Genomic DNA, 17,387 nt, shown 5'->3' on the forward strand with positions numbered 1-17,387 from the left:
CTGCAGCACCTCACGGCAATGGAGCAACGATCGCTTGTTTTTAAGCAGCCAATCATCCGGGACCCGACAGTTAGGGCACGCCTGCTGAATCTCACAGAATTTTTATTCACAAATATCTGCACTGTACGTCGAATAAGAACTTAGACGATAAGCCACTCCTTACGCTCCTAAAAGAAAGCCGTGCCCAGGGTATCCTGTAAGTTCTGCAGGATAAATTATGTTATCCATCTCAATCACTTTGAGGAACTACATGCTCACAACGCTTAATACCAACTACAAGTACAGGTCAGGTGCCGCCGCTCTTCGATGCTTATCTGAAGGTACTGTATATTTCGCTTCACCTGCGGAGCTAAATGACTCTCTAGAAGCGAAGTTTGACCTAGCAGAGCCCTTGGACTTCATGAAAACCGTGAGCAGCTCGCTCAATGAACTAGCGTTGACAAAAGGTCTGCAAGGCAACCACCAATTCGACACTACTGCGTCAAAAGAGTTAGACCACGTTGTTGCTCGTGAAAACCAACGCTTTTACGAGGCGGCTCAACGTGTTGGTATCTTCTCAACAGCAACGCGCCCCGATAATCAGCCTATGTGGGCCTACTATTGCGACAACTCAAAAGGAGTGTGCTTTGAGTTGGAATGGCCGGATGAAATCCTAGGGAAATTTCAGCTCTACCATAGCAGCGTTCAGTACACGCGAGAGTCAAGAGTCCACAATCGCGCCGAAGATCTGCGTCAATCGCTGTTTGAACTTGCGCAAGATCATCCTGATTGGGATATTCCACAACTCCAAGAATTTTCTCTAAGTGAACCATTTCGAAGATTTTTGGGAATTCGAAGCATAAGTCGAGCTGTATCCATGAAGCATGCTGATTGGGAGCATGAAGCAGAAATACGAATGCTGTCCCCGAAGCACGGTCCCATTCCAATCATGCAAGACATCCTTAAACGAGTCTTTTTCGTACGTACAGACTTTCCAGAATGGGGCCAGATCATGATGCTGCTACACAAGCTCTACCCCAAAGTGGAGCTTGCGCAGATTAGCTTTGAGCATAAGGAGCCATTCGTTAACGTTAAGCCAATGAGCTTTCAGATGGTTCCGGCGTAAATCACGCTAGATTCGGTGAAGTCTATCTAGTCGAAGTACAAGCGTGCGGTTTGTGCACCTTCCTTACCGATGATCATTAATGGCCGACACCAGTCGGCCATTTCCAATCTAAAAGAGCCCCGCTGGCTCCTCACTTCTGGCCCAGCTGTAAATCACCAGCTCGCCCCGCTCTACCCGGTTCGCGCCACCGCCGACGGTGTAGTCCAGCTTGAGCGCCTCCATTTCAAAGTCTTTAAAGCACTCCCGAATGGCTGGATGGTCGTTAATGCTGATGACGGCCTTGCCCTTGATCGTCTTGAGTTTCTGGGCCATCCGTTCGTATTGCTCCCAAGGGAATGGCACGCCATAGCCCTCGGTTTCCCAATACGGCGGGTCCATATAGAAGAGCGTATGGGCGCGGTCGTAGCGGTCGATGCAAGCGGCCCAATCCAGCTGCTCCACATAGGTTCCTGATGCCAGGCGCAGATGCGCGGCCGAGAGGTTCTCCTCGATGCGCAGCAGATTGATGGCCGGGGCCGTGGTCGCCGTGCCAAAGGTCTGGCCGGAGACCTTGCCGCCGAAGCTCTGCTGCTGCAGATAAAAGAACCGGGCCGCGCGCTGGATGTCGGTCAATGTCTCGGGCCGGGTGTCCTGGAGCCATTTAAAGACCTGGCGACTGGTCAGCGCCCATTTGAACTGGCGCACAAACTCCTCCAGGTGGTGGGTCACCACCCTGTAGAGATTCACCAGGTCGCCATTGACATCGTTGAGCACTTCGACGTCGGCCGGGTGGCGGGCAAAGTAGACGGCCGCGCCACCGGCAAAGACCTCCACGTAGCAGCTATGGGCTGGGAACCGCTTCAGGAGTAGATCGACCAGACGGCGCTTGCCGCCGATCCAGGGGATGATGGGGTTTGTCATGGGTTTCAGCTTCAGGCCCTCGCTGGGGCTCTCTGGGGGCGCTCTGGGCGCTCAGCTGATTGAAGGCCCCGCAGCGGGGGCACTTAATGACCAGTCGGATGTATTCGCCTTCGGCCAGTTTGCGACGGCAGTTGCCGCATCGAATTTCATTCATTGCAAGCCTGTTTCAAGGGTTGAAAGGCGATAGACTTGCCGGGCTCTCGAGAGTGGCGGGTCTTCGCCTGGCTTGCAGGCACACTCTGCAGGTTGGGGGCTTGGCCAAGTGTTGACGCACCTGGCCAAGTCGCCCGTCTTTCCGAGGCTGCATCGCAGCGACGATCTCGGCCTTGCGCTCCGGGGTAATCAGGCCCTTGCTCAGCAGCACCGACAGCCCGTACTCGGTTTCCGGGTCCTCATAGGACCAGTACTTGGCCCCCAGGAGCCGGTCATAGAGCAGTTTGACGACCGGATCGGTCATCGTGTCGGTGACCACCGCGAGCTGCTCGGCCTGGGTGAACAGGTCCAGCTTGGCATTGCCTTCGAACTGGGGGTATTCGGGTCGGCCGGGCTCTTCCGGCACCAGCTCCGCATCGAACTCGGCCAAGGCTTCGCTGGTCGGTGGCTGCGGTAGCTGCACGTGAGGATGGCGCTCGTAAAACTCGGTCAGCGAGATCACCTCGCCCGTTTGGGTCAGTTGGATTTGCATTGTTTCCTCTGATTAGTTGATGGCTCGCCCGAGTCGCGTGCCCGTATTGGTCCACGTTGCGTAGGACGCGCCGTCGATGTAGGCCCCGGCCAGACCACCGGATGCGCCGCTGACGTTGCCGCCACTGGCACCGGCCCCGCCAGCCAGGCCCAACGCGCCGCCTTGGCCGCCCTCGAAGCCGATGGCGCCGTCGCCGATCACCAGACGCCCACCGCCATTACCTCCAGCGGTCTCTGTACCGCTGCTGCCGGCGTAACCAGGAACGTTGGTAAAGCCGCCCGTAGGTGTTCCGCCAGAGTTGCCGCTACCGACATTGCTGCCTGCACCACCACCACCGCCGCCGCCACCAGCACGCGAGTTGCCGGAGTACGTTCCACCACCGCCGCCGCCCCCACCGCCACCACCGGCCGTCGTGCCGAGGTTGTCGATGGTCAGCGGCCAGCGGGTATAGATGGCGGTGCCGCCCGTACCGCCTGCAATGGCGAGACCGGCACCGGAGCCCATGCCGCCGATGCCGCCCGCCCCCAGGACACGGCCGCCTGGCTGCACGGTCAGCTTGAGCGTCGAGCCTTGCGGAAAATTGGAGCCGGCGTAGTACCCATAGCTGCTCGATCCGGCCGCCAGAGTGCCCGTGCCCGTCACAATGACCTCCGCTGCCAGCGGAGTGACCTGATCCCAGCCGGCTGTGACCGCACGGGCCCGGATATCAACGTAGGTGACCAGGCTGCTGATCGTCACGACAAACGGCCAAGCGGCCGAGCCAAAATAAGCGCGGTGACGCAACCTCATCGCATCACCTTGTAGGTGATCTGCCCGCCATCGAACATGACCATCACCCGGTCCTCTCCAGCCGTCTGCCAGGTCACGCCGGAATTCCCCACGGCAGGAACCTGGCTGCCGTCAGTCTTGACCCATTTGCCGGGGGGCCAGGACATGGTTCGCCCACCAAAATTCACGCAGAGCAGCTCCATGCTGAAGGAGACATTGAGGGGCACGTTGGTAAAACTGAGCGAGAGATTGCCCAGTGCCTTCACGCGGAACACCGTGGCCACTGCTGCGTCGATGATGACGTTCGCTCCAGCTGCTGCATCGCCCAGGTCCTTGAACGGCGCGCCCAGGCGCGTGGCGACCCCGCCGTCCTTGGGCAGCAGCGCAGCGGCCTGGGGTGCGCTGACGGGCTTCTGGGCGTCGGACGTGTTGTCGACCTTGTCCAGGCCCATATCCGCAGGCGAGAGCTTTTCAAACTTGACCCCGCCGCCGGCCTGGCCCTTGAGCACTGCCCCTTCCACGACCTCGGGCAGACCCGCGCCGTTCTGGGCGGCCACGGCCGCAGCCTGGGCCGATGCGTCGTGGAGCGCTGCAGACGCGCGATGCTGATCGGCAGCATGCTCGCTATCCCACGCCATGCCAGCAGCCTCACCGGCCGACTGCGCGTACTGCATGGAGCTGTGCTCTTTGGCGTTGATGTTCGCCTCGACACCCGCGAGCTGGGCGCTCCAGGCCGGCAGGTCGGTCAGAAAGAAGCGGTCCACATCCGTGCGGAAGGTGGGGGCCGTTCGGTCAAGAAAAGGCAGAGGTCCGATAGGCATTAGGTCATTCCTTCATATTCAAGCGAGCACACCACTTCCTTGCGGTAGGGCACCGCGATGCTGAAATCCTTGTAAACAGCGTAGGCAGTGAGGGGTTCGTACCCCGGCACCTCGTCGCCGCCGACGATAAAAACGGGCTTGCCACGCACCCTGGCCAGGGCGCGGTAGACCGCCGCAAAGCGCTCTTTGGGCAGCACGGTCTCCAGCGATCCGATCTTTGCGAACTCGCCTTCCTCATAGGAGTAGTTGCCCCAGCGGTCGCGCTTCTTCTGGCCAAAATCCAGAATCCCGACCTTGCCGCCCCACTGGGTGTCCCCCACCTCAAGGACGCGGCAGGGCTTGCACACGCCCACGGAGGCCTCGCCTGCGGTTGCGGTGATGGTGACGGTCAGTAGCCCCGAGCGGTAGTGCTCCGGAATGCCGGTCACGACCAGGTCCTGCAGGGGCTCATAGTCGGCAAAAAACCAGTCGTAGACCGTGAAGATCGGCGTGGCGTCCAGGCTGACGGTCTCGTCAAACACGGTGAGCGCTCCTGGGCCTTCGCGGTCGGTCAGGGTGACATGCACGTCCCGGCCTTCCGCCCCGATCAGGCCCACGCCGCCGACGCCGCCAGGCTGGAACACAAAGGTCATGGGAGATGCGCCGCTGCTGACGGTGCCGATGACATCGTCAAACGCGGCCCGGTCTTTGGTCGGCCCCAGGTCCAGCCAGTTGTTGCCGTCTTCGGGGGGCACCTTGGTGCCAGATCCCGCGTCATAGCGCTCGTAGACCCTGTGGCCATAGATGCAAACGTCCGCCTTTACGTAGACATGGCCAGGCTGAAACGCTGGGCGCGTATCCGCTGGCACCGTGGTGGAGACCAGGGTTTCATCCGTGATGGGGATTGGGATCAGGATTTTCATGGGGTGGACGTCAAGGGGTCGGTGCGAAGCGCGCTGCGGGAGGGGTTGAGCACCCGCTGCCAGTACTTGCCAATGCCCGCCAGGTCCACGGCCGACGAACGAGTCCCGTGCTCGATGTCGTCAAGCGTGTCGAGCATGCGCGTGAGCAGATCCACCATGCGCGGATCGGTAGTGGCAGGCGCTACGGACACCAGTACCTGGTTCATGCTCGGCGCTGCAGGCGTTGCAACCCCGCCGCCAGGCACTGCGAGCATGTTGTTGGGCACATAGCCATCGGGCAGTTGCAGGCCATGCTGGCTGGCCAGCAGAACCCCTGTGTTGGACAGCGAGGCGGCCGCCTGCCCCTGGATGCGGCGCAGCTCGATCAGAGAGGTTGCAGAGCCTTCGGCCAGGGCCAGCATCGCCCGGCTCAGCTCGGGCAGGCGCTTGGCGGCGTCCTGGTCGCCCGCTCGGGCCTGGGCCTGGGCAATGGCGAACTCGGTCTGCGCCGCAGTCAGCGACTGGGCGGCATTGCCAGCATCCAGCCCACGGATGCGGCGCACTTCGTTAAAAATGCCGTCTGTCGTGGACTGCCACTCCTTTAAAGCGGTGCGCGCTGCCTCGGCAGACTGCTGTGCGGCCTGCGCCTGAGCGGCGGCGGCTTCGTTGGCCGCCCGCTGCGCCTCGACCTGGGCACGCAGCGCGACGTTGTAGTCGTAGGCCGCTGCGATCTTGGCGGTCTGCTCCGCGTCCAGTCCCTTGGTCATTTCCGCGAGATCTCGCTCGCGCTGGCGCCTGGCCACTTCGGAATTGTTGCCCTGAGCGGTCAACAGCTCGTTTTCCAGCGACCACTGGCTGTCAGAGAGCTGCTTCATGGTCTTGGCCGCAGACACCTGCTGGCGAATCGCCGCAATGTAGTCGTATGCGGCCTGCTCGGCCTGATTCATCCCGGCCGTCTCAATCCAGTAGCGGCGCTGTGCGGCCGTGGCGTAGTCGCCCTCGGCCTCGGCGAGATCCGCGTACAGCATATGCTGCTGACCCATGATCTCGTTGAGCCGCTTGACGGAGTCGTCGGCCGCTTTCTGCGCATAGTCGGCAGCGGTCAGGAAGGTCTGGCTCATGGCCATCAGTTGCGCCGCCAGCTCCGCCTGGCCGCCCTGCATGGCCGCTTCGACCGTGGCCTTGAACTGTTGCTTGGCCAGCTCGCCCATGGCCGGGTCGATGCCGATGCCAAGGCCCGACAGCGACTCTCTCATCTGCCGCTGCACAGCGGCCATGCGCTCGGGCTCAGAATAGAAGCCCTGATAGAACGCGCCCACATTGGTGGACAGCGCTTCGATACTGCCAGAAGCGGTCAGCAGCCGGGTCTGCAGTTCGCCAGAGATGTCCTTGAACATCTCCATGGACTGGCCCCAGGAATCAAACAAGGCCTTTTGCGCACCGATGCGCTGCAGCGCTGCGCTGATGCTGTCGAGATCGTTGGCTGCATCCAGGATCTGGTTGGCCCACGCCGGCAGGTCCATGCTCTGCATGGCGACTTTCACATCGGCGGCCACAGCATTCAGGTACTGCTTGTAACCTTCCTCGCCGCTGGCAAACTCCTTGGGCGCCCACTTGGAGGTGCGCGTCTCGTCCCAGTTGACAATGTCCTTGCCGCCTAGAGCAATGCGCAGGCCGCCCCAGGTCGCATCGTCGCCAAAGTCGGAGGCAAAGCCGGCTGCGGCTTCGTAGCCAACGGTCTTGCCAAATGATTTGGCCGTGGCGTCCAGAGCGCCAACGATGGACTTAGCGATTCCGCCGACATTCGCAAGAATCTGATCGTTCGAAGCAACACCGCCGAAGCCGGTACCGAATGCGCCGTGCGCCGTGCTTGTTTGAGCTCCAGCAGCGGCACTGTACATGGCGGCTCCACCATATTCTTGCGTGCTCTTGTGGCCGAAAAGGCCGCCTCCGCCGAGCAACGCCAGCGCTCCCATCGCCGCCCACCCCCAGCCTGGAACAGCGGCCAGTGCACCGGACAAGCCACCCGCCGCAGCGCCGCCCGCTGCCGCGCTGGTGCCCAGGCCCGCGCCGATGGCACTGGCTCCAGCACTGCCAGCCGTTAAGCCCAGTCCACCTCCGCCGACCAGGCCCAGGCCAGTGCCAACACCTGCCGTCATGCCCAAACCCGCCGAAGTGCCCGCCAGTGCGATGCCAGAGCCCAGGCTGGCAGCCAGGCCCGTTGCAGCAGCTGTGCCACCGCCCAGGCCCAGCCAGCCTGCCGCCGTGTTGAGCAAGCTATTGCCCGTGGCCAGGGAGTAAAGACTGGACGCATTGCTGGCCATCCCCAGCAGATTGGAGCTGGAACCGAGCAAGCCGCCGACATTGCCGCCGATAGAGCCGCTGATAGAACCAATCAGGCTCTGCACGCTGGCGATGACGGGGACGATGAAGGGCTGCGCGAACGCTTTATAAAGTTCGTCAGCGACGGAGGTTTTAAAGGACGTGAGCAGGCTCTTATTGAAGGCGTTCCATGCGCCCTCCCCCTGGTTGAGCATGTCCGCAAAGCCCTTGCGGAAGATGTCGTCCATCTGCTCCACCGAGCGCGTCATCTCCCGGACGCGCACACGTGCGGCCGCACCTGCTGATGCCTCGGCGGCTGCAGCCTCCGCATCGGCTTTCAGGCGCGCAGCGGCTGCGGCGTCGCCAGGGTTCTTAGCGTCGATCTCTTCGAGCCTGTGCTTGAGGTCGATGGCGATGCGGTACTGCTCCAGCGCAATCTCGCGGTCGCGCTGCGACATGACCGCGAGCGACTGCTCAAACTGTACGGCCGCATTGGCTTCCTTGATGCTGCGCGTGTAGTCGGCCACCATCCTGGCTGACTCGTTATAGCCCTGGGTCTTGGCCAGGTCGCGCTGGGCCTGAGCCTGGGCACGCAGCGCGGCGCTGGCTTGGCCGGACAGGTCGATGCTGTCCATGGTGACGGCCTGGCGCTCCAGGGCGGCGGCCATCTCTTCGACACGGGCCTGACGCAGCGCGCCCAGCGCTGCCCCCGTCTTGCCGATCTCTTTTTGGTCCAGCTGCGCGGTATACAGGTTTTGCTGCGCCTGGCGAGCGGCTTCCTGGTAGCCGTCGATACGCTTTTGCAGGGAGTCGGCCGCCTGGTCGTCCATCTCCTGCTGCTGGCGCACGGCCGCAGCTTCGATGTTGACGCGCTTTTGCGCCAGCTCGGCCAGCTCGCCCACCACATCGGCCTGCTTCTTGGCAGAGTCCTTGCGGCCCTTGAGCAGCGCCAATTCGCTTTCCAGCGATGCCCGCTGGGCGTCGATGTCGGCCAGTTGCAGTGTCGTGCGGCGCTCCAGCGCATCGGCATCGCCGATCACGCCGCGTTTGTGCAGGGATTCGACCTCGGCCAGGCTGTCCGCCATCTGGGCCGCAAGCAGCTTGTAGCCGTGCTTGGTGGCGGCGATCTCCGCATTGATGCCCTGCGTTCGTGCGGCGGCGGCACCGCCGCTCAATCCCTTGATCTGCTTGTCGCGCTCGTCGGCCAGAGCCTTTTCGGCCTGGGCCTGCTCGGCCTGCTTGGCCTTGAACTTCGCGGAATCGAAGTCGGGCGATGCCTTGGAGAGCTTCTCGAATTCCGCAAAATTCTTCTTCGACGCGGAGAGCTTGTCGTTGTATTCCTGCTGGATGGCCGTGGCCGTCTTGACCCCGTCGATGGACTTGCGCCAGGCCTGCTCCGCGCCCGATACCGTGAGGCTGAGCTGGCCGGTCGCGCCGGACGCGGCCGCCGTGGCTTTTTCTGCAGCATTCAGCGAGCCGGTAACGGCCTTGATTTCAGCATCCGTGGCGCGCAGCTTGGAGTCGACGCCGACCTGATAGTCGTTGCCAAAGAAGAAATCCAGCAGACCGCCGCCTTTCTGGTCCAGCAGCAGCTCGTCGCGCTTTTCTTTCAGGCTGTCGAGATGCCCCCGCAGACGGGCAATATCACGCTCTTCCGCCTGGCCACCTTTGGCCAATGCCGCATCAACACGCTCCTTGGACTGGCCGACCTTGGCAGTCTTTTCCGCCTCCCATCGCGCCTCCACCAGTTTGCCGATCAGCACGGTGAGCGCCGCAATAGCGATCCCCACCGGGCCGCCCAGCGCCCCCATCACGACCCCGAACGCCCGCCCGGACAAGGATGCGGCATTCTGAGCAGCCGTCAGCCTGCCCGTCGCCGCCGTGGCTGCATTTTGCGCAGCGGTCTGCGCCGTGGTGGCCGCCGCAATGGAGGCTTGCACGCTCGCCTGCTGCCTGCCCAGCGTGGCCAGCTCGGTCATCAGGGCCGCATTCTGGGCCTGCGCCGCCGTCAGCGCCTGCGTGCCCTCGCGCACCAGGGCCAGCGCCATGCTCTGCGCGCCTGCGGCACGAGCGGCAGCAATCTGCGCCTCGGCCTGGGCCATGGTGGCGCGTGTCGCATTCATCTTGGCGACCACTTCGGCCCGTGCCACGACGATGGCCTCTTGTGTGGTCTGCAGAGTCGCCAGCTGCGCGGCCTGCGTGACCACCTCGGCCCGAGCGCGGGCGGCATTGGCGTCCAGCTCTGCCAGGTAGGCAGCAATTTTGGCCCGCGACGAAGTGACCACTTGCGCGTTGCCCGAAGCCTCGGCAGCCTCCTGTGCCGCCAGCAGGCGCGATGCCTGCGCCGCTTCCCGCTTGGCGGAGATGGCATTGCCCATCTCACCCACGAAAGCGGCCAGCTTCACCGCGCCATAGGCCGTGGCCAGGGCGGTGACAGCCGAGCGGTGCTCCCAGATGACGGAGATACCGGCGCGGCCCATGGCGGCAGCATCTGCCAGCCCCTGAGAAAAGCTCTTGAGGTCGTTGACCAGGGCCGGATTCAGCGTGGCGTTCTTGTTTTCGTCAAACGTCACGAACAGCTTGGAGACATCGCCCAGAGCTGTCTTGGTGGCCTGAATCAGAGGGTCCATGCCCTCCGATGCCACACGGATAGCGCCCTCTTTCAAGCTGTCGAGCTTGCCCTTGAGCGTGTCGTTAAAGGCCTCGCTGGAGGCCTTGAAGCCCTGCAGGCGATCCATCAGGAACTTGAACAGGCCCTCGCTGGAAGCCTTGGCCGCCGCGATGTCCGAATCTTTGAGGCCCAGCGCTGTCGCCAGTTGCGAGCCCGCTGTCGTAATCCCGCCCGCGACCAGGTCGCGCAGCTCCTGAACCACCTGGGCACCAGACAGGCCAATGGATTTAACGGCATTGGTGCCCACCACCGTGAGCTGGCGGACTTCCTCCAGCGTCATCTTGGCGCTCAGGCCAGGGGCTAGCAGCGCCTGGAACACGCTGGTCAGCTCCTGGCTGCTGGCAGCCGTACGCAATGCATCGTCATTGAGCTTGCGGATGTACTCGCTGGAGATCTTCAGCGCCTGGTTGTAATCGGTCTGGTGGCCATTGATGGCCGTCATGCTGCCCAGGATGCCCGCCATGCCGACCTGGCTGACTTCTAATTCTTTGGAGAAATTGAAGGCATTGCGCGGCAACGATGTAATGGCTTCGGTAATCGCGCTAATGGCAGAGCCGACAATATGCAGTCCAGCCGCACCCTGCACAATATCGCGCACGGACATATTGACCCGAGCCAGGCTGCGCGTTGCACGCTCCGCGCCCTGCTCGGCGCGACTGCCCATATTGTCAAACTCACGGCCAATGCGCGGCAGCTCAGTCGTGACCGACTGGGCATCCACCGTCATCTTGATACCGATTTGCCGCACCGCGCTCATATCGTTTAAAGTCCTGGGCGTATGTTTAAATTTCTGGCTCTGTTTTTGGCCGGTCTGGCCTTTACCGCATCCACCCCATACGTGATGGGGTGGTGGGTTGCGCTATGGGCTGTTGGCCTTCCGGCCTGGTTCCTGTATTGCCTGGTAGCCAGATAAACGGGGCGCGGCATCAACGCGCCTTATTGCGAATCCGGAGCGTCTCGCTTTCCAGCACCTGCAGTTGGAGAAACACTTCCTCTTCCTGATCTGCCGGAACCCGGTAGCGCCGCATTACGACTTCCACGCCGGGATAATTGAGCCCATCCCAGATAACGCCTCCTAGGCCGACCGAGGTTTTGACCCACTGCGTGCTGCAGCCCAGATATACGTCCCAGGCCCGCACATGCTCGGGCCATAGTTCGTAATTGGTGGGGGCTGCTTTTTGTCTGGCTTTTGGTAGCAGCCGATCAATATCGACATTCAGTAAAGCGCAGTCCGCACGCAGCTCGTCATTTACGACGTGGCGACTGGCGCCGTCGAGCCCGAAGTAATGCCGGACGGCGCCTTGGAGTTTTTTTCTGCTGCAGCCCGCTGGTGGACAAAGAAGTGGTCAAACCAGGAAACCGCCATGGCCTCTTCCACGCCTGACCACACAGCTTCGGTCGCTATGCGCTCCGCGTGGCTATAGGGAACGGGCTGGCCTTGTTCATCCAGCATGCCGCCCCAACCGGCCACGACCTTGTCGAGCAGCTCCGGGGTTTTGACATCACCGCTGACATAATTCTTTTGCAGCTCGTCGCGCTCCTCTTTCTTGAGGCGGTGAAACTGCACCGTAAATTCGTGCTTGGCGAATTTGCCGCCATCGATGGGAATAAACAGCGTTGCCGGGCATTCAACGATGGGCTTAATCTGGGTATTGGCGATTACTACGGCCATTTTGTTTTTCTCCTAAAGCAAAAAATCAAACTCAATTAGCGGACGATGATTTCCCACTCGTCGTTTCCGGCGAGAGGCACATAACGCAGGGGAATGGTGATTTGCTGGACGCCGTCCGATTCACCGAAACTGGGTTTGCCCAGCTGTACGTTGGGAGCCTTCAGCTCGATCACATTGGTCAGGCCAGGACCGTGCTTGAGGGCCAGCGGGCCACGGGCCGAGGTTCGGGCCAGTTCCACCCAGTTCTTTTCCGACACTTTGGTGTTGTCGAAGGTCACGCTGCCCACGCTCTTGCGACCCGTGATTTCCACGGAGTCGACATTGATCAGGTCGCGCTTGATCACCGTGTTGCCAAAGTCGAAGCTGAAAGCGCTGGCCGCAACCGGCACGCCGTGCAATGTCAAAGTGGTGTTGGCCTTGTTGACGCCGAAGGGGTCCTGGAACTGGGGATACGTTGCCGCAGGCAGGGCTTCATCGGTTGCAGCCTGGTAGGTGCCCGTCACTTCAAACTGGAACTTGGGGATGGTCTTGGCATCGCCGCTCAGCTTGACGTTCATCATGGCCGCCGTCATTTTTTGGCGGTTGCGCCCCACCGACACATAGATGGTCACGCTCTCGTGGCCTTCGGTGACAGGCGCAAAGCGCACGTCTACGCCCGCAGCCACCGTCACGTTGGCACCGGCAGCACGCAGCAGCGGCTCGTAGCCAGGCAGTTCGCCTGCCGCTGCCACACCCGCTGCCTCGACCGAGAACGCCAGCTTGGCGTACTGGGTGACCATGGTGCTGCCGCCATCGCCAAAATGCGGACGGATATTGTTGCGCTCGACCTCATCGCCCTCCAGGGGCGTGAAGGTCACATCGCTGACCAGAATGGCATTGGCCGCACTAGTGGGCATCGCATCCATGCCCTTGGTGGCCTCGACCTTGGCCAGGATCACGGTCTGATTGACAAAAATCGCTTCGGACATTGCAGTCACTCCTATTTAAAGATGAGGGCTCAGGCCTTGCGCTGGGTGCACTCGATCAGCGTGCGGCTGCCATCGGCATTGCGCTGGTAGCGCCCGCCCTTGCCGTGGTGCTCGTCCCGGGCGTCGGCTTTCTCCGGCGCCTGGGCAGGAACCAGGGCAGATTGATCTCCTGCGCCAGAGCCATCGGCGGCGGTTTGGGTTTTTTCCGTGGCATCAGCTGCCTTTCGGTTGGTCATTGGTAACTCCACGTTTTCAGTTGCAAAACCACGGAGTGGCACAGCACTCCCGCAAAATGGACCGGCCCCGCGTCCACAACTTGGACGCCATCGGCCTCGGACTCCCCACCGACTGGCCCCGGCTGGCAGACTCCGCCCAAGGTGGGGTCGGCCCGCACCAGGGAGCGGAACTGCTCGACCAGGCCATCAAGTTCCAGCTCGGTGGCGTCGGCATCCCGAAACGACAGATAGCCGCGTACCTCCCAGGTATGGACGTTGATCGTGCGGCGCAGATTCGGACTGCGTTCTGCCGTGGCACTGCGGCGAAGCCACCAGCCCCGGATCTGCTGCGGCCCAGCCGCAGGCGTGTAGAGATAGAGCTGCTTGAACTTGTCGTTGCCCTCGGCAAAGCGCTCGCGGTCGTGGACATGCCCAATCTCGGGCACCGATGCCAGGACCGAGACGATGGCGGCACGGTGCTGCTGCAAAGTGCTCATTGCCCGCCTCCTGCCAGATGGCCTGCCACCCGGCCCGCGCAGTCTTCAAACATGCGCATCACCTGGCCCTCGGTCGCGGCAACAGCTTCGCCAAAGGGGCGCTGGGCCTTGGTGCCCTTGCGAGCGATCTTTCGGGCGACCAGAAAGGCCACGCTCTTGATCTTCTTGGGATCACGCACGCCCAGCACCGCCTTCACCCAAGGCTCCAGTGCGGCCACGGGCGGCCTATGCGGTTTGGTGCCTAGCTCGACAAACGTGGCCGATGGCTGGGAGCTGCCCACCGTGCCGATGACGCCGAGCGCCGAGGAAAACGCATCGCTGACAATGCTGGCGGCGGTGGTGCCCGTATGTTTGGGCATACGCTCCTTGGCTTCGCGCTCGATCAGCAAGGTGCCCTGGGTCATCGTGGCCAGCAGCTCCCGGCGGGTCACATCGGGCGCTTGGGCCAGGCCTCGGGTGAGCGCGTCCAGCCCGGAAAAGCTCAAATGCAGGCGGCTCATAGTCCACCTCGCTGCACCAGGCTGTGACGGGGGTTGCGACGGGGCCAACTCACGACCGCAGAAACGGCAGAGCCCGCGACCGCGCGCTGATTGGCCGGATCCAATTGCCCGATGCCTGCAAAATAGGCAGCGCGATAGTCCTTGGCACGGGCCGCATAGTTGCGCGAGCGGCTCTCGGTGCGGGAGATGTCGGAGCCCATCGAGGTCTCGCGGTCACCCGCAAAGCGTGTGGCCAGTTGCTGGCACAGCAGATGGGCAGCAAAGGACGCCACCGTCAGGCGATGGCGCATGGGAATGCTGTCGGCGCTGGCGTCCAGCGCATGGGGCAACTGGTAGCTCACGCGCACCAGGGCTCCGCCTGGCAATGCCTGCTCGCACTCCAGGCCCCAGCCAGTGGCCGTGCGGTAAGCGTCCGCAAACACCAAGGCGGCGGGGTGCCTGCCCACGGGGAATTCCACCGCTTGAACCGCCGAGCCGCCCGTCCAGCCCGCAGGCACCGGACCAAAGACGCCCGTCTCGGGCCAGGTCACTTCTTCCAGTTCCAGGCGCGGCATGTCTTCGCTGTAGCGCAAGCGCGCCTGCTCAATGGCACGGTCGCGCACTTCAGCGGTGATCACGTCGTCCTGATCGGGGACCAGGTCCTTGACCAGTTCCTGAAAATCTTCAAGCGCCACGGTGGCTCCTCATATTGAAAGAAGGGGTGAACACATCGACGGGGGTTTGCAAAGACTCCGGGTCAGGCCGGGGCGTACCAGGGGGCTTTGCAAACCCGCCCCTTGTGGGGACGGGTCAGGCAGACTCAAGCCGCGTTAGGCAACCACCGCCTTGGTGAAGGCGCGGTAGTCACAGACTGCGCCGCCGTAGATGTGGCGCAGCTTGTAGGTCAGCTTGTCGGCGGAGAACATGGAGCCCACGGTGGGCGAGTCCTGCACGAACAGCTCGGGCTCCTGCTTGCCATCCAGGAAGCCCATTTCGATGCCGGGAATGTCAGCGGGGTCGGCGGCGGTGCACCAGTCGTTGGCGTCCATCCAATACCAGACCGGGATGATGTTCATGGTCAGCGACTGGATGAACGTCTTCTCGTTATTGGTGGATAGCTTGAACAGATCCACAGCGGCCTCCTGCAGATCGGCGGGCACCACCAGACGCGTGGGCGTGATGCCGATGCGATCGTTGCTGCTCAGCTCGGTCTGCTTGAGCATGGCCAGGCGGTGCGCCGACAGCGATGTCTTGTCCAGGGCCGCTGTAAACAGGTTGTTGTGATCGACGTGGAACAGCGCCTTGCTGTCGTAAATCGCCGCATTGCTGCGCAGGAAGTCAAACACGAACTTGGCCAGCGTGCGCTTGGCGGCGCGGGACAGCTTGGTCGGAATGCGGCGGATCACGCCCACATCGTCGTTCTTGATCATCTCCAGCGTCACGTCTTCCGTGCCGCCGCGCTTGGTCACACCATAGGCGGCTTCCTCATCGGTGGGGCTGGCCAGCGGCTGATAGTCCGCTCCCTCGGCCACCACCGGCAGATCGCCATAGCCGCCCCAACGGGTGCGGTGCTGCATACGAAAGTCATTGACCGGCACCACATTGACCAGCTGACGCCAGCCGTCAAAGTCCACGGCGGCACGGTACTCGGCCAGCATGCGGCGGGTGACGCTGTCGCCTAGGACTTCGGCCAGGGAAGAGCTGCCCAGAGACTCCACCAGACGGGACTGGTCGCATTCACGCAGACGACCCGAAACCAGGCGGTCGCCCGTCATCTCGACATAGCACTCCTTGAAGGACTGCACACGGCCATGATCCTTGTGCGCAGGGTCCCAGAAGGCATCCAGCATGTCGCGCATGGTCAGGCTGCGGTCGCCCATCACGATGGAGCCTTCGCCAAAAGCAGGCACGCGCACGGTGCCGGATTCGGTCATACGGGCGATGTAGTCGCCCTCGGCCTTGATCAGGTCGCCCACCGCCGCTTCGGTGAGTCGGTCAGCAGAGGCCGAGGCAATCTGCGACTGCAGACGATCTTTTGCGGCCTGGGGCAGCCTTGCCGCATTGATGCGCTCGCGGGCGGCACCACGCAGTTCAAACACCTGCAGGTCGGCACGGGTCAGCGGTGCCTCATCGCCCTGAGCCTCCGTCACGCGCTGCGTGCCAGGCTCTGGCACCAGGGGACCACAGACGGCCTCGTGCAGATTGACCACCTCGTCGTCGGTGATCGTGTCCAGATTGATGGCGGCATGCTTGGCCGGGTTCTTGGCCTTGATGGCCTCCAACATGCGTTGCTTCCACAAAGGCATGGTTTGACTTCCTTGTTGAGATTCAGGGGGAGAGGTACTGGGGTCGGCTGCGGCTTCGGTGAGGCGGTCCAGGCCGCCGCCCGCGCCTGGCTCGACAATCAGGTCCACCGAGTGCACCTTGGTGAACTTGACAGCTTCGCGCAGGGTTTCGCTGCCATTGCGGCGCTGGCGAGTGCGGGCATCGGCGTCAATGGACAAGCCCAGCAGGCCCTGCATGCCACGCTTGACGGAGCCCACCATCTTGGTGACCGTCGCATCACTAGGGTCGATGGCTTTAAAGGTTCCGACCAGGCTGCCGCTATCAGGCGTCTTGCCCTCGACAAAGCGCACGCTGTAAATGCCGCCGACGAGGTTGCGCACGTCCTTGCCCTTGCCAGCGCTGTGATCGGCGTCGGATTTGGCGAAGACGCGCACGCCCTCGAACATGGGGGCCGCTTCGCGCAGGGCCTGGTCGGGGTAATAGTTGCGATTGCCGCTGCGGCCCGAGCGGATCAACGTGACTTCAATCGTGCCGTCCTGGGCTTCGCGGAAGGCGGCATCTTCCAAAGACTCGCGTACAGCAGCAGTCTGGGCCGCCGTCACAGGCTGGAACTCGGCCACGACCTCGACTGCATCAGCCAAGCCCACGGTGTTGTCCGCACCAATGGTGTAGCCGTAGCTGTACATGCGGCCCTTGAACTGCACCACCACGCGGTCGGCCCAGATGCCGCGCACATCCACGTAGTAATCGCCATTGGCCGTCAGACGCAGCTTGTCGCGCACAGCCTGGCGCACCAGCTCAATCAGTTGCCCGTACTCGGAAGTGACGGCCTCAGTCAGGCGGTCAAAGCCAGTACCCAAAGGGATGAGCTTTGGCATGGCTTACTTGGCAGAGCCAGTCAGCTTCTGGCCGTCGCGGGTGACCACCACTACATGGGTGCCGTAATCCTTGAAGGACAGCACTTCTTCAGCGGCCACGGGAACGCGCTTTTCGCGAGGCTTGCCCTTGCCTTCTGCGGGCTCAAAGACAGTGCGCTGCACGCGCTTGGCGGCTTCGGCTGCCGTCAGCTGGTTTTGTTGGGTCTCGGATTCGGACATTGAACACTCCATCGAAGAGA

At 62.4% G+C, this 17,387-nt stretch carries 17 protein-coding genes; 1 reads left to right on the forward strand and 16 read right to left on the reverse strand.

Going from position 1 to position 17,387, the window contains the following annotated elements:
- Nucleotides 1–250 precede the first annotated feature (250 nt).
- Entirely contained in the window at nucleotides 251–1,105 is an 855-nt protein-coding gene (locus AC1RTQ_RS11165) for a DUF2971 domain-containing protein (protein ID WP_492875712.1), read from the forward strand.
- Between the two features lie 108 nt (nucleotides 1,106–1,213).
- Here AC1RTQ_RS11165 and AC1RTQ_RS11170 read toward each other — a convergent pair whose 3' ends face one another.
- The 16 genes from AC1RTQ_RS11170 to AC1RTQ_RS11245 all read right to left on the reverse strand — a co-directional run bounded on the left by AC1RTQ_RS11170 (nucleotide 1,214) and on the right by AC1RTQ_RS11245 (nucleotide 17,367).
- Complete coding sequence (locus AC1RTQ_RS11170; protein ID WP_492875714.1) at nucleotides 1,214–2,005, reverse strand: DNA adenine methylase; 792 nt, start codon at nucleotides 2,003–2,005, stop codon at nucleotides 1,214–1,216.
- Nucleotides 1,926–2,159: a Com family DNA-binding transcriptional regulator gene (locus AC1RTQ_RS11175; protein WP_492875716.1), complete on the reverse strand. Its 234-nt coding sequence runs from the start codon at nucleotides 2,157–2,159 to the stop codon at nucleotides 1,926–1,928. Before AC1RTQ_RS11175 ends, AC1RTQ_RS11170 begins: the two co-directional genes overlap by 80 nt.
- A gap of 12 nt (nucleotides 2,160–2,171) precedes the next feature.
- On the reverse strand, nucleotides 2,172–2,690 hold the full coding sequence (locus tag AC1RTQ_RS11180; RefSeq protein ID WP_492875718.1) for a hypothetical protein: 519 nt from the start codon (nucleotides 2,688–2,690) through the stop codon (nucleotides 2,172–2,174).
- A 12-nt stretch (nucleotides 2,691–2,702) separates the two neighbouring features.
- Nucleotides 2,703–3,479, reverse strand: coding sequence for a hypothetical protein (locus AC1RTQ_RS11185; protein WP_492875720.1), 777 nt, complete (start codon nucleotides 3,477–3,479; stop codon nucleotides 2,703–2,705).
- A complete protein-coding gene (locus AC1RTQ_RS11190; RefSeq protein ID WP_492875722.1) occupies nucleotides 3,476–4,279 on the reverse strand; it encodes a hypothetical protein in 804 nt (267 codons plus the stop codon). Before AC1RTQ_RS11190 ends, AC1RTQ_RS11185 begins: the two co-directional genes overlap by 4 nt.
- Nucleotides 4,279–5,181: a hypothetical protein gene (locus tag AC1RTQ_RS11195; RefSeq protein ID WP_492875724.1), complete on the reverse strand. Its 903-nt coding sequence runs from the start codon at nucleotides 5,179–5,181 to the stop codon at nucleotides 4,279–4,281. Before AC1RTQ_RS11195 ends, AC1RTQ_RS11190 begins: the two co-directional genes overlap by 1 nt.
- A complete protein-coding gene (locus AC1RTQ_RS11200; protein ID WP_492875726.1) occupies nucleotides 5,178–10,910 on the reverse strand; it encodes a hypothetical protein in 5,733 nt (1,910 codons plus the stop codon). The genes AC1RTQ_RS11195 and AC1RTQ_RS11200 overlap by 4 nt, the downstream gene beginning before the upstream one ends.
- A gap of 169 nt (nucleotides 10,911–11,079) precedes the next feature.
- The gene (locus AC1RTQ_RS11205) at nucleotides 11,080–11,394 is read right to left on the reverse strand and encodes a DUF1799 domain-containing protein (RefSeq protein WP_492876127.1); all 315 of its coding nucleotides are present in this window, start codon (nucleotides 11,392–11,394) and stop codon (nucleotides 11,080–11,082) included.
- An 8-nt stretch (nucleotides 11,395–11,402) separates the two neighbouring features.
- Nucleotides 11,403–11,825, reverse strand: a complete 423-nt coding sequence (locus tag AC1RTQ_RS11210; RefSeq protein ID WP_492875728.1) for a hypothetical protein — start codon at nucleotides 11,823–11,825, stop codon at nucleotides 11,403–11,405.
- Nucleotides 11,826–11,860: 35 nt separating this feature from the next.
- Nucleotides 11,861–12,793 carry a phage tail tube protein gene (locus AC1RTQ_RS11215; RefSeq protein WP_492875730.1) on the reverse strand — a complete coding sequence of 311 codons (933 nt, stop codon included), beginning with the start codon at nucleotides 12,791–12,793 and terminating at the stop codon, nucleotides 11,861–11,863.
- Nucleotides 12,794–12,822: 29 nt separating this feature from the next.
- Complete coding sequence (locus tag AC1RTQ_RS11220) at nucleotides 12,823–13,029, reverse strand: hypothetical protein (RefSeq protein ID WP_492875732.1); 207 nt, start codon at nucleotides 13,027–13,029, stop codon at nucleotides 12,823–12,825.
- A complete protein-coding gene (locus AC1RTQ_RS11225) occupies nucleotides 13,026–13,505 on the reverse strand; it encodes a hypothetical protein (RefSeq protein ID WP_492875734.1) in 480 nt (159 codons plus the stop codon). The genes AC1RTQ_RS11220 and AC1RTQ_RS11225 overlap by 4 nt, the downstream gene beginning before the upstream one ends.
- A complete protein-coding gene (locus tag AC1RTQ_RS11230; protein WP_492875736.1) occupies nucleotides 13,502–14,005 on the reverse strand; it encodes a hypothetical protein in 504 nt (167 codons plus the stop codon). The genes AC1RTQ_RS11225 and AC1RTQ_RS11230 overlap by 4 nt, the downstream gene beginning before the upstream one ends.
- Nucleotides 14,002–14,679 (reverse strand): hypothetical protein, encoded by a 678-nt coding sequence (locus AC1RTQ_RS11235; protein WP_492875738.1) that lies wholly within the window; start codon nucleotides 14,677–14,679, stop codon nucleotides 14,002–14,004. The genes AC1RTQ_RS11230 and AC1RTQ_RS11235 overlap by 4 nt, the downstream gene beginning before the upstream one ends.
- A gap of 135 nt (nucleotides 14,680–14,814) precedes the next feature.
- Nucleotides 14,815–17,148, reverse strand: a complete 2,334-nt coding sequence (locus tag AC1RTQ_RS11240; protein WP_492875740.1) for a phage major capsid protein — start codon at nucleotides 17,146–17,148, stop codon at nucleotides 14,815–14,817.
- A 3-nt stretch (nucleotides 17,149–17,151) separates the two neighbouring features.
- Nucleotides 17,152–17,367, reverse strand: a complete 216-nt coding sequence (locus AC1RTQ_RS11245; protein ID WP_492875742.1) for a hypothetical protein — start codon at nucleotides 17,365–17,367, stop codon at nucleotides 17,152–17,154.
- Nucleotides 17,368–17,387 lie beyond the last annotated feature (20 nt).

Source organism: Comamonas sp. GW821-FHT11H03, assembly GCF_058807955.1.

Bases quoted from the DNA above. Each gene is read 5' to 3' on its own strand.
- AC1RTQ_RS11175 (WP_492875716.1), bottom strand. From the start codon at position 2,159: ATGAATGAAATTCGATGCGGCAACTGCCGTCGCAAACTGGCCGAAGGC.
- AC1RTQ_RS11230 (WP_492875736.1), bottom strand. From the start codon at position 14,005: ATGAGCCGCCTGCATTTGAGCTTTTCCGGGCTGGACGCGCTCACCCGA.
- AC1RTQ_RS11185 (WP_492875720.1), bottom strand. From the start codon at position 3,479: ATGAGGTTGCGTCACCGCGCTTATTTTGGCTCGGCCGCTTGGCCGTTT.
- AC1RTQ_RS11190 (WP_492875722.1), bottom strand. From the start codon at position 4,279: ATGCCTATCGGACCTCTGCCTTTTCTTGACCGAACGGCCCCCACCTTC.
- AC1RTQ_RS11220 (WP_492875732.1), bottom strand. From the start codon at position 13,029: ATGACCAACCGAAAGGCAGCTGATGCCACGGAAAAAACCCAAACCGCC.
- AC1RTQ_RS11245 (WP_492875742.1), bottom strand. From the start codon at position 17,367: ATGTCCGAATCCGAGACCCAACAAAACCAGCTGACGGCAGCCGAAGCC.
- AC1RTQ_RS11240 (WP_492875740.1), bottom strand. From the start codon at position 17,148: ATGCCAAAGCTCATCCCTTTGGGTACTGGCTTTGACCGCCTGACTGAG.
- AC1RTQ_RS11200 (WP_492875726.1), bottom strand. From the start codon at position 10,910: ATGAGCGCGGTGCGGCAAATCGGTATCAAGATGACGGTGGATGCCCAG.
- AC1RTQ_RS11165 (WP_492875712.1), top strand. From the start codon at position 251: ATGCTCACAACGCTTAATACCAACTACAAGTACAGGTCAGGTGCCGCC.
- AC1RTQ_RS11195 (WP_492875724.1), bottom strand. From the start codon at position 5,181: ATGAAAATCCTGATCCCAATCCCCATCACGGATGAAACCCTGGTCTCC.
- AC1RTQ_RS11170 (WP_492875714.1), bottom strand. From the start codon at position 2,005: ATGACAAACCCCATCATCCCCTGGATCGGCGGCAAGCGCCGTCTGGTC.
- AC1RTQ_RS11225 (WP_492875734.1), bottom strand. From the start codon at position 13,505: ATGAGCACTTTGCAGCAGCACCGTGCCGCCATCGTCTCGGTCCTGGCA.
- AC1RTQ_RS11210 (WP_492875728.1), bottom strand. From the start codon at position 11,825: ATGGCCGTAGTAATCGCCAATACCCAGATTAAGCCCATCGTTGAATGC.
- AC1RTQ_RS11180 (WP_492875718.1), bottom strand. From the start codon at position 2,690: ATGCAAATCCAACTGACCCAAACGGGCGAGGTGATCTCGCTGACCGAG.
- AC1RTQ_RS11215 (WP_492875730.1), bottom strand. From the start codon at position 12,793: ATGTCCGAAGCGATTTTTGTCAATCAGACCGTGATCCTGGCCAAGGTC.